We start from the raw sequence: 11,147 nt of genomic DNA, 5'->3' as shown, positions 1-11,147 counted from the left end.
AGAAATAACCTTCGGGGAAGAATCGGGATTAAGGAGGATTTTATGAGAATAGCGCAGCTGCAGACACACACCTATCAAGAAAAGAAAAAGAATATTGAGGAGTTAGGAAAGTATCTTGAACGAATTCAAAATGAAAAGGTGGATTTGGTTACAGTAGGGGAAATGTTTACCTGCCCTTACAATACAAGGAATTTTCCGGTTTATGCGGAGCCTGAGGGCGGAGAAAGCTGGAAGGAATTCAGCAGGCTTGCTGCGAAGTATCAGATATATCTGTCAGCAGGCACCATCCCGGAAGTGGATGAAGAAGGAAGGATATATAATACAGCCTATGTATTTGACCGCAGCGGAAAGCAGATAGGAAAACACCGGAAAATGCATTTGTTTGACATTAATATCGAGGGAGGGCTGCGTTTTAAAGAGTCGGATACATTAAGTGCGGGGGATGAATGCACCGTGTTCGATACGGAATTTGGGAAGATGGGACTGTGCATTTGCTTTGATTTCCGTTTTCCGGAACTTAGCAGGCTAATGGTACAGAGAGGTGCCGGGATCATACTTGTTCCGGCTGCATTTAACATGATAACAGGGCCTGCCCATTGGGATATTATGTTTCAGAGCAGGGCATTAGATAATCAATGCTATGTGATGGGGACATCCGCCGCTAGGGAATCCTCCGGGTATATAGCATGGGGACATACTCTGCTGGTATCACCGTGGGGGAATATCATTCAGGAGATGGATGAAAAAGAAGGATATATTATCAATGATATCGACCTGGATTATATAGATAAAGTGAGAAGAGAATTGCCCCTTCTGGCGGGAAGGCGGGAAGATATATACAGGCTTCAGGAATTAAAGAACTAAAATAGGCCCTCAAAAGAAAAACCACCTCTCCTAAAAGGTGTAAGGAGAGGTGGAGACCATCAATATTTTGGCTTCTATATCAGTCTTATTAAACCATCGGTGCCCAATATAATTGGGGTAATACAAAGTATCATGCTCTTCTAGTTCGTAAACCCGGTTATCCTCCAGTTCAAAAATCACTTTCCCCTGTAGTACATAAACGAATTCTTCCCCGCCATGATGCGCATATTCCCCAGAATCGGTATGAGGCGGAATAGTAACTGTAGCCGCATACATTTCATTTTTACCATGTATAATCAGAGATTCGGTTAATGGTTTTCCGTTACTCATATTTCTCGTAAAAGACTTCTGATCGTCGGAACGCACAAGCTGAATATGGGCCTCCTCCTCCAAAAACAAGGAAAAAACAGGGATATCGAGAGAATCGCAGATTGATTTTAAGGTCAGCAGATTTGGGGACGTCTTTCCTGTCTCAATCTGGCTGATTGTGCTGGCTGCAACCTGAGAGAGCGCGGAAAGGTCCCGGATGGACAGATTCATGTCCTGCCGTTTTTCTTTAATTGCTTTCCCTATTTTAGATAAATCCATAATAACCTCCCATAATGACACTCACTTTTCCAAGATTTTGTAATAGAAAAACTTGTTCACAGACCGTGATACTTCAATACATTTTAGCAGATACGGATAAAATCTGCAACATTTTTAGTTTATAGCCGAACTGCAGCTTTTTAAGAGAAATAACTACCTTTATGCAATTGACAAAACGAACGGTGTTCGTTATAATGAACAAAAATCGAAAAAGGAGGGTGTGATTTGGAAAGCGGCAAGCAGATTTATTTTAGAAATGGTTATATTCTAACAATGAATGAGCGGAATCAAGTGTATGAAAACGGTGACCTTCTCGTTCAGGAGGACAAGATTCTGGCAGTGGGGGAAGTGGCTTCTGAATTGGTAAAGCCAGATGCGGAAATTATTGATCTAAAGGGGAAATATCTTCTGCCGGGGTTTGTGAATACGCATGTCCATACATCTCAGCAAATAAGCCGCGGTGTGGGGGATGACGTGGACTTTATGACATGGCTTCATAAGAGAATGTGGCCCTTTGAGAGCAATATGACAGAGGAGGATTCCTATGTTTCTACTCTGATGTGCTGCCTTGAATTGATACGTTCTGGCGTTACCAGTTTTGCAGAACCCGGCGGTCAGTTTGTCAGTGGAATGGTAAAGGCAGTGACCGAGGCGGGGCTTCGCGGAAAGCTGGCAAAGTCTGTTATGGACTGCGGAGAAGGGCTTCCTTTGGTCTGGCAGAGGACAATGGAGGAAGAGCTGGAGCAGCAGACGGAAGATTTGAAAAGATACCATAATTCTGCGGATGGGAGAGTACAGATATGGTATGGACTCCGGACCATATTTAACAACACAGATGAGTTGATTCTCAGGACAAAAGAACTGGCTGACCATTACCAGGCAGGAGTTCATATGCATGTGGCTGAGGCGAAATCAGAGGTTGAATATACGAAGGAGGTATATGGGGAATCCACTGTGACTCATCTGCACAGGCTGGGAGTGCTGGACAAGAACCTTCTGGCAGTACATACTGTGTGGCTGACGGATGAAGAGGTGGATTTGTTTCAGGAATATGATGTTAAAGTTTCTCACAATCCGGCCTCTGCCATGCGGGTTCTCGGATTTGCCAAAATTCCGCAGATGCTGGATAAGAACATCTGTGTGTCCATTGGAACGGATGGAGCATCCTCCAGCAACCGTATGGATATTGTAGATGAAATGTGGCTGACCTCTCTGATTCATAAAGGCTGGCGTTTGGATTCTACAGTAGTTCCATCCCAGGATATTCTATGTATGGCAACAAAAAACGGAGCCAGGGCATTACTGGATGAGCATCTGTATGGCAGCCTGGAACAGGGGAAGAAAGCAGACCTGATAATTATTAATCCTAATGGACCTTCGATGATGCCCGTAAATGACAGGATTGCGGCTCTTGTAACCTCCATGCATTCCACCAATATTGAAAGTACCATGTGTGACGGAAAATGGCTGATGAAAGACAGAAAGATTTTAACCCTGGATGAGGATGCCATTGTAAACGAGGCTCAAAAACGAAGTGAAGCGATTTATAAAAGGGCAGGCATTGTGCTGCCGGACCGTTTTCCTGTAATCCGCCGGTAAGAATTGGACGAGAGACTGATTTCAAAGAAAAGGAGAAGACATATGGACGTAAAGCTATTAGAGGTTGCTGCAGGCAAAACTCCTGCAGACATTGTTGTAAAGAATGGTAAGATTGTCAATGTGTATACGAAAGAGATTTATAAAGGCGGTGTGGCTGTCAGCGGAAATACGATTGCTGCGGTGGGAGAGGTAGACTATACCATAGGTGAAGGGACAAAGGTCATTGATGCAGAAGGGAATTTTATAACACCTGGGTTTATTGACGGGCACATTCACCCTGAAAGCACAGGACTGAGTATACGTTCCTTTGCGGAATTGGTGCTGAAACACGGTACTACAGCGATTATGACAGATTTGCATGAAGTCGGTGTTGTGGGAGGGCTGGAAGCAATAGAAGCGGTGCTTGAAGAAGCTGGGGAAACAGATCTGAAGTTATATTTCATTGTACCTTCCCATGTGCCTTTTGCTCCAAATCTGGAAACAAGCGGCGGGCACTTTGATGCGGAGATTATCAAAAAAGCATTACAAAGAAAAGATGCAGTGGGATTATCCGAGATTGTGGGGCCGTATATTTTGTCCGGATTTCCGGATTTGCTGCAGTCAATGGATATGGTAAATCAAATGCCCGGGAAGACCTGCCAGGGCCACCTGCCGGAGATGATGGGACCTGCTTTGAATACCTGTCTGGCGGCAGGGGTTACAACAGACCATGAATCTCTGAGCGGGGAAGAAGCTGTGGCCAGATTGAGGAATGGATGCCACCTGATGATCCGGGAAGGATCGGCAGCACAAAATCTGGCAGACTGTATAAAGGCAATCACCGAGGAAAAACTGGATACTTCCAGGGTTAGTATTGTGACAGATGATTTACATACGATAGATGCAGTCGATAATGGACATCTGGATGAGGCTGTCCGCAGGGCTTTGAAAGCAGGAGTGGATTTTCCCTCGGCAATACAGATGGTTTCACTGAATGCTGCAAGGGCATTTCATTTGGATGATGAAATCGGCGGTCTTGCACCTGGGCGCAGGGCGGATATTAATATTACTACCGGAGAAGAAGATTTCAAAGTATTAAGTGTAATATCGGGCGGGAAAGAAATTGTAGATCATGGAAAATGTCTTGTGGCATATCCAAAAGCAGAACATGCCCCCTGCCTTCTGAATACAACAAAACTGAGAAACCCGGTTACACCGGAGAGCTTCAAAATGCATGCTCCCCAAGGCGCAAAAAGGGTCAAAGTTCAGGTGATGGATACTCTTCCGTGGATACCCATTACTCAGGGCAGAGAGGTAGAGCTGGCTGTAGAAGATGGCGTTATTAAATGCGATGTGGAGCAGGACGTACTTTATATTGCCCAGGTGGAGCGCTATGGTGTAAATGGCAATATAGGGAAGGCTTTTATGGGCGGATTCCATCTAAAGGAAGGCGCAATTGCTTCCTCTGTGGGACATGATAATCATAATATTATAGTTATGGGGACAAATTTTGAAGATATGGCAATTGCGGTAAATCATCTGATAGAAATCGGCGGAGGCCAGAATGTAGTTAAGGACGGTGAGGTCCTTGCAGAAATTTCCTATCCAGTCTGCGGCCTGCTTTCTGATTTATCCGGTGAAGAACTGGCAGAAGAAAAGAGAAAATTAAATGAAATCATACATAAACTTGGTTCCCCAATCAAGATTCCATTTATGTTCCTGTCATTTATCTGCCTTGCTGCGATTCCAATGTATGCAGTGACAGATATGGGCTTTATCGATGTAATGAAACAGGAAGTAATTTCTCCGATAATTGAAGTTATAGAATAAACGTTAACGAACAAGAGAAGAGAAGGAAAGGCTGAAGATGTTTTAGAGCTGCTGGGAGATATGGGTACTATACCTGAGGAATTACGAACAGAAATCAAAAGTGAGCAAAACCTGGAAGTTCTGAACAAGTACCTGAAACTAGCAGCACATGCTGACTCTATCGAGCACTTTATGGAATCTATTAAATAATCAATTGTATTTATCAATGCTTCCCAGGAGATATTGCGAAATCAGGTATCTTTTCTTGAGGTATTTGCATTTTGTAACATCTCCTGTATCTAAAAATCAATGCCAATTCAGGCGAAAATTCAAAAAAATATAATAAGCAGAGGAATTCTAAAAAATCGCTGCGGCAAACTATACAGCAGAAACGTTGTAAAATGGGGATTGCTATGTTATGATTAAAAAAATAAATGCGTGTTTGGATACAAAAATTCTGTATCTAAAACATATTTGACAAGTGGAGGGGTTGCCTTGGATGGTATTAGCTGCAAGCAAAAAATTAGAGGAAAGATGAATCTTCTGACCAATACAGAGGCAAAGATTGCAAATTATGTCCTCGAGAATTATGATTCTGTATTGAACAGCAATATAACAGAACTGGCGGAAAAAGCAGGTGTGAGTGATGCGTCGGTAGTACGCTTTTGTAAAAGTCTTGGCTATAAGGGGTATCAGGATTTTAAAATTAATGCAGCGCGGGACGTGTTGCCAAAGGAGAAGCATCTCAATCCCAGTCTTGAACCTTTGGATGACATTCCCACCATCTGTAAAAAGATTTTTGGCACGGAGGTCGCAGTTTTAGACAGGACACTTGCCGTGCTTGATTTAGAAGCCGTTGAGCAGGCGGCGCATATGATTCGAAATGCGGAAAGGCTGGTTATCTTTGGCAGCGGCGGCAGCCTTCTTGTAGGAAAGGATGCACAGCACAAATTTCTGAAAATAGGAATTCAGGTACATGTGCATGAGGACGTAGATATGCAGCTGATGGCCTCTTCGCTGATGAAAGGAAACGAGGCAGCACTTTGTATATCCCATTCGGGTTATAATTCAAATGTAGTGAACTGCATGAAAAATGCGTCGGAAAATGGGGCAGGGACTATTGCGCTTGTGAGTCAGGGAAAGACGCCGGTATCTAAAAATGCAGATATAGTTCTTTATACGGCATCAGAAGAGACGATTTTTAAATCGGAATCAGTCAGCACCAGAATAGCACAACTGGCAATCATAGACTGTTTGGTTGCAATTGTGGGATTTCAGGACTATGATGACTCTTATCATGCGATTCAGCAGACTCGCAAAGCGACATCACAAAATAAATTTTAAGTTTGGTATCTAGAAGAGTGCACATAGATTTAAAGCTTAATTTAAAACTTTATATTAATGGGCAAGGAGCTAGTATAAATGTTTGGTGAGAAACAGACCTGAGGGTAGTTATAACTATCCTCAGGTCTGTTTTGATATGAGGGTGAAAATAATTTTCAATTAGAATGAAAAATAAAGAAAAAAGAACACAAAACAAAATGGATATAATTTACAACAAAGCATTTGAAAATATGTAAAATAATGAAAAAATAGCAATATGACTAAAAATAACACAACTTATTTGAAAATTATTTACAAAAATAAAAATAATTATTGAAAATAATTTTCATACATGCTATGATTCAATCGAGTAAAGTAAAGGAGTAAAAAAGCATGAGAGCAGTTGTATTAAATGCACCGAATGATTTTTCCCCCACAGACGTACCGAGACCAGAAGCCGGCCCGGACGAATTGCTTTTAGAAATGAAAAAAGCAGCTATCTGTGGAACAGATATGAGAATTCTGGCAGGGACAAAGACAAAAGGTGTCCGCTATCCATCTGTAATAGGACATGAGATGTGCGGAGTGATTTCAGAGGTAGGAGGGAATGTTACAGGGTTCCAGGTGGGAGATAAGGCGGCCATCGCCAATGTAATCCCATGCGGATCCTGTCCGGCCTGTCTGGAGGGCAGAGAAAATGCCTGTATGAACCGTAAGGCAATAGGATATGAATTTGACGGCGGCTTTGCGGAATATGTTTTAATTCCGGAAATTGCTATTACAAGCGGCAATGTGATTAAGCTTCCAGAAGAAGTATCATTTACGGCGGGAGCCTTGATTGAACCTCTTGCATGCTGCATTAGAGGGCTTAAGAATGCAGGGACCGGTTTTAATGATACAGTACTGATTGTGGGGGCAGGTCCCATAGGCCTGATGCATATGCAGCTTTCTAAAATTTCCGGGGCAAAGCAGGTGATTGTCAGCGAACCAAATGAAATGAGGCGGCAGATTGCATTGGAATTAGGTGCTGATAAAGTGGTAGATCCGATCGCTGAAGATTTACAGAAAATCGTGAAGGATGCGACCAGCGGAATGGGAGCGGATGTCATTATTATGGCAATTGGAGTACCTGCACTGGTGAACTCTGCACTGAAGCTGTGTAAAAAAGGTGGGACAGTGAACTTGTTTGCAGGATTTGCGGGCACTGGAGAATCCATCATCGAAGTAAATACCATCCATTATAATGAAATCAATGTAAATGGAAGTACCGCTTATAAGAGAAAAGATTATTTGGAGGCTGCCGATATGGTAATCGGAGGAAGAATTAATCTGGATAAAATTGCAACCCATACATTTAAGATTGATGAGTTCCGGGAGGCCTATGAGATTTGTAAAAGCGGCAGGGGGCTGAAAGTAATGATTGAACCGTAAACCAGACCAAGTGGTTTAACAATAATAAAAGTATAAAAGGAGATAGGGATTATGGCAATGTTAGGAAAAGAAGTAAGGATGAGCAGGCTGGTTAATCCGAAGAGCAATAAGATGATGGCAATTACTGTTGACCACGCAATTTCAAGAGGAATTGCGCAGTTGACAGGACTTCATCAGGTGCAGGATACAATTGATAAAATCATTGCAGGAAAACCAGAGGCCATGACATTGACAAAAGGTATTGCTGAGCACTGTATGTGGAATCATGCCGGAGAAGTTGCAATGCTGATGAAAGTTTCCAACTACTCACCCGTAGCGCCTACAAAGGACACAATTTTCGGTACAGTTGATGAAGCAATCCGCATGGGTGCAGATGCAGTTTCTATGGGATGCATGACATTAGGTGATTTCCAGGGTGAGCAGTTTGAAACAATTGGAAAATTTGCAGAAGAATGTATGAGAAAAGGAATGCCGTTAATCGGACACGTATATCCAAAAGGAGAAAGCGTTCCGGCAGATAAGAGAGCTTCATGGGAAAACATTGCATACAGTGTAAGAAGTGCATGTGAACTAGGTATGGATATTGTCAAGACTACATATACGGGTGACCCGGACAGCATGGCTAAGGTTGTAGCCTGCGTACCATCAACATTCCGCATCGTAATTCAAGGCGGGGATGCATGCAACACTCTTGATGACTATCTTCAGATGACGAGAGAAGCTATGGACTGCGGTGTCGGCGGTGTTACCATGGGAAGATTTGTTTGGGAGTATGAAGATGTCACCGCACTGGTTATTGCACTGCGCTATATTATCCACGAAGGTTATAGCGTAAAAGAAGCGAAAGAGCTCCTTGCCCAGCTTGAGAACGATAAAAACTACCATGAATTCTAAAATAAATTAGTGAACAGGTATCTGAAATGAAAAATAAATATTTATTAGGTGTTGATGTGGGAACAAGCAGTATCAAAGTAGCTATTATAGATGAGAACGCTCAGGTGCTTGGCTTGAGCAGCAGTTCCTATAGGCTGATTACACCCAATCAGGACTATGCTCAGATTGACACAGAAGATATGTGGAGGGCGTTTCTGAAATGCGTCCGGCTTTTACAGGATGGAAAAAATATTGATTTATCCAGGGTGGCGGGAATCAGCATTTCAAGTCTCTGTCCGGGGCTTGCGGCCTTGGGGGAAAATGGAGAGGTACTTGTAGATCCTATCATCTATTCTGACAGACGCAGCACAAAAGAAGCCGAGTTTATCAGGGAAACGGTGGGCGCGGACAGGCTATTTGAAATCACTGCTAACACGGCTATGGCGGGTGCTATGTCCGGTACTTCCATGCTTTGGATTAAAAGAAACCTTCCGGAGATTTATGAAAAGACAAAGTATTTCGGCCATGTAAATACACTAATGGCTCAGAGAATGTCAGGAGAATTTGCGATAGACTATTCGAATGCATCCTATACAAATCTGTTTGAGACAACAGGTGGTTATAAGTGGTCTGAATTTTTATGCCGGAAAACAGGTATTGATATTGAAAAACTACCTCCTCTTTATGCCTCTACACATGTTGTGGGGGGATTAATTCATTCAGACCTAATTGAGCTTGGGATACCAGAGCAGACGCCTGTTATCATCGGTGGCGGAGACACCGCTTGTGCAACATTTGCTGCCGGAGTGGTAAAGACTGGTGACGTATGTGAATCGGTGGGGACAACTAATGTCCTTACGATTTGTGTAGATCAGCCAAAATTCGACCGCGGATTTATCAACCGCTGCCATGTAGTACAAGGCACATGGATTTACCAGGGAGCGTTATCGCACACGGGTGCTTCCTATCAATGGTTCAGGGACAATTTCTGTCAGGATCTTGTGGAGAAAGCAATAGGAAATACAAAGAGTGCTTTTGAGCTTATGAATGAAGAAGCAGAGCTTGCGAACCCCGGGAGTGGAGGTCTGGTGTTTCTGCCATACATGCTTGGAGAAAGAAGTCCTATTTGGGACCCTTACGCGAGGGGAGTGTTTTTCGGAATTTCTTTGCAGACCACCCGTAAAGAAATGAATCGTGCAATTATGGAAGGCTGTGGATATGGACTTCGTCAGCTTTCGGAAATAGCGGAACGTGTAACAGGTCAGAAAATTAAAGAGTTCGCATCTATTGGCGGCGGAGCAAAAAGTGAGACCTGGGCACAAATTAAAGCTGATATTACAGGAAAAGATATAAAAATTCTTGACATGAATGACATGGCACCTATTGGAGCCGCTTTACTCGCCGGTGTTGGTGCGGGGATTTTCCGGGATGTCTATGAAGCGGCTGGTAAGGTAGAAAAGAAAGTGTATAAAGTAATAAAGAGCAGTAATGCTCATGAGGATATCTATAATAAAAGACATATGGTTTATACGGAATTGTACCCGCAGATTAAAGAATTGTATAAGGTGGGAAGCAATTTACAATAATTTGGAGGAAAAGTTTATGAAGAAAAAAGTAATCGCTGCAATATTGGCTGTAGCAATGATATGTACGGGCCTGGCTGGGTGCGGAGGCAGTAAGGAGTCTGAAAGTTCAGGTTCTGATGGGGCAAGCAAAGAAGAAGCGAAGAAAATCACTATTGCAGTGCCGGACCCGGACGCTTCTTATATCTACCAGGCGGCAGAAGAATTTGCAAAACGTGCGGAGGAGTATTCGGAGGGAACACTTGAATTCACTATTTCAGGCAACGGTTCTCTTTACGGAGGGGACACTGCAGCGGGGATTAAACAGCTTTCCGCAGGATCTCTGCAGATGCTGATTTTGGCAAGCAGTGTGTATGCAAGCTTCGAACCTGGATACAATGTAATCTCCGTGCCGTATATGTTTGATGACCAGCAGCAGCTTCTGGAATATCTAAACAGCGACATTGGAAAAGAGCTTATGAATCGTGTTTCCGACATGGGTATTACAACTGTGGGCAGTTGGACCAGATCATTTCGAAAAGTGACAAGCTCTAAGAATCCCATTAATACTCCGGCAGATTTAAAAGGCATGGTCCTCCGTGTACCAAATAACGCATTATATGTAGAATTTTTTGGTGCCTGTGATGCAGTAACTACTCCAATGAATTTTAGTGAAGTATACAATGCCTTGCAGTTAAATACACTGGACGGACAAGAAAACCCTGTAGACGTACCATTCTCTAATAAATTTTATGAAGTTCAGAAGTATATATCAGGAACAAACCATATGGCAGACGCCTGGTTAGTAGGTATGAACAGCACATTGTTTGACGGATTAAGTGATAAGCAGAAAGAGGCAATCCAAAAAGCTGGTGAAGAAGTACAGCAATGGAATGTTGAGTTTATGGACGAAGAAGATGAAACAGCTCTTCAGACACTGCTTGACAATGGTATGGAATATAATGATATTACAGAGGAAGGACGCCAGGAGTTTATCGCGGTATCTCAGTCCTGCTACGGTAAATTTAAAGAGCTGATTGAAGATGATGAACTTTTTGACACTACTGCCGAGTTTTGCGGTAAAAATTAAAGTGAAAGCACCTATGCCGCTAAAGTTCA

The 11,147-nt window shown here is 42.9% G+C and carries 10 protein-coding genes; 9 read left to right on the top strand and 1 reads right to left on the bottom strand.

Translation table 11 applies throughout. From position 1 onward, the window contains the following. Positions 1 to 42 precede the first annotated feature (42 nt). Positions 43 to 864, top strand: coding sequence for a carbon-nitrogen hydrolase family protein (locus A8805_RS15270; RefSeq protein ID WP_109712687.1), 822 nt, complete (start codon positions 43 to 45; stop codon positions 862 to 864). Positions 865 to 894: 30 nt separating this feature from the next. Here the strand turns inward: A8805_RS15270 and A8805_RS15265 are convergent, their stop codons facing one another. Next, positions 895 to 1,452, bottom strand: coding sequence for a helix-turn-helix domain-containing protein (locus A8805_RS15265; protein ID WP_109712685.1), 558 nt, complete (start codon positions 1,450 to 1,452; stop codon positions 895 to 897). Positions 1,453 to 1,677: 225 nt separating this feature from the next. Between A8805_RS15265 and A8805_RS15260 the strand changes: the two genes are divergently transcribed. The 8 genes from A8805_RS15260 (at position 1,678) to A8805_RS15230 (ending at position 11,118) form a co-directional block, all read left to right on the top strand. Further along, positions 1,678 to 3,051, top strand: coding sequence for an amidohydrolase (locus A8805_RS15260; RefSeq protein ID WP_330405965.1), 1,374 nt, complete (start codon positions 1,678 to 1,680; stop codon positions 3,049 to 3,051). Between the two features lie 42 nt (positions 3,052 to 3,093). Next, positions 3,094 to 4,860, top strand: coding sequence for an adenine deaminase (locus A8805_RS15255; RefSeq protein WP_109712683.1), 1,767 nt, complete (start codon positions 3,094 to 3,096; stop codon positions 4,858 to 4,860). 60 nt (positions 4,861 to 4,920) lie between these two features. Beyond that, a complete protein-coding gene (locus A8805_RS22780; protein ID WP_278321251.1) occupies positions 4,921 to 5,049 on the top strand; it encodes a hypothetical protein in 129 nt (42 codons plus the stop codon). Between the two features lie 285 nt (positions 5,050 to 5,334). Next, positions 5,335 to 6,183: a MurR/RpiR family transcriptional regulator gene (locus tag A8805_RS15250; protein ID WP_109712681.1), complete on the top strand. Its 849-nt coding sequence runs from the start codon at positions 5,335 to 5,337 to the stop codon at positions 6,181 to 6,183. A 372-nt stretch (positions 6,184 to 6,555) separates the two neighbouring features. Then, the gene (locus A8805_RS15245; protein WP_109712679.1) at positions 6,556 to 7,593 is read left to right on the top strand and encodes a zinc-dependent dehydrogenase; all 1,038 of its coding nucleotides are present in this window, start codon (positions 6,556 to 6,558) and stop codon (positions 7,591 to 7,593) included. A 51-nt stretch (positions 7,594 to 7,644) separates the two neighbouring features. After that, positions 7,645 to 8,487: a class I fructose-bisphosphate aldolase gene (locus A8805_RS15240; protein WP_109712676.1), complete on the top strand. Its 843-nt coding sequence runs from the start codon at positions 7,645 to 7,647 to the stop codon at positions 8,485 to 8,487. Positions 8,488 to 8,513: 26 nt separating this feature from the next. Further along, positions 8,514 to 10,052 carry a xylulokinase gene (locus A8805_RS15235; protein ID WP_109712673.1) on the top strand — a complete coding sequence of 513 codons (1,539 nt, stop codon included), beginning with the start codon at positions 8,514 to 8,516 and terminating at the stop codon, positions 10,050 to 10,052. A gap of 16 nt (positions 10,053 to 10,068) precedes the next feature. After that, complete coding sequence (locus A8805_RS15230; protein ID WP_109712671.1) at positions 10,069 to 11,118, top strand: DctP family TRAP transporter solute-binding subunit; 1,050 nt, start codon at positions 10,069 to 10,071, stop codon at positions 11,116 to 11,118. Positions 11,119 to 11,147 lie beyond the last annotated feature (29 nt).

This window comes from Faecalicatena contorta, assembly GCF_003149105.1.
GTDB lineage: Bacteria > Bacillota > Clostridia > Lachnospirales > Lachnospiraceae > Muricomes > Muricomes contortus_C.
This window is presented reverse-complemented; position numbering and strand designations above follow the sequence as displayed.

Coding starts and splice junctions, on each gene's coding strand:
- A8805_RS15270 (WP_109712687.1), top strand. CDS start 43: ATGAGAATAGCGCAGCTGCAGACACACACCTATCAAGAAAAGAAAAAG.
- A8805_RS15265 (WP_109712685.1), bottom strand. CDS start 1,452: ATGGATTTATCTAAAATAGGGAAAGCAATTAAAGAAAAACGGCAGGAC.
- A8805_RS15255 (WP_109712683.1), top strand. CDS start 3,094: ATGGACGTAAAGCTATTAGAGGTTGCTGCAGGCAAAACTCCTGCAGAC.
- A8805_RS22780 (WP_278321251.1), top strand. CDS start 4,921: ATGGGTACTATACCTGAGGAATTACGAACAGAAATCAAAAGTGAGCAA.
- A8805_RS15245 (WP_109712679.1), top strand. CDS start 6,556: ATGAGAGCAGTTGTATTAAATGCACCGAATGATTTTTCCCCCACAGAC.
- A8805_RS15240 (WP_109712676.1), top strand. CDS start 7,645: ATGGCAATGTTAGGAAAAGAAGTAAGGATGAGCAGGCTGGTTAATCCG.
- A8805_RS15235 (WP_109712673.1), top strand. CDS start 8,514: ATGAAAAATAAATATTTATTAGGTGTTGATGTGGGAACAAGCAGTATC.
- A8805_RS15230 (WP_109712671.1), top strand. CDS start 10,069: ATGAAGAAAAAAGTAATCGCTGCAATATTGGCTGTAGCAATGATATGT.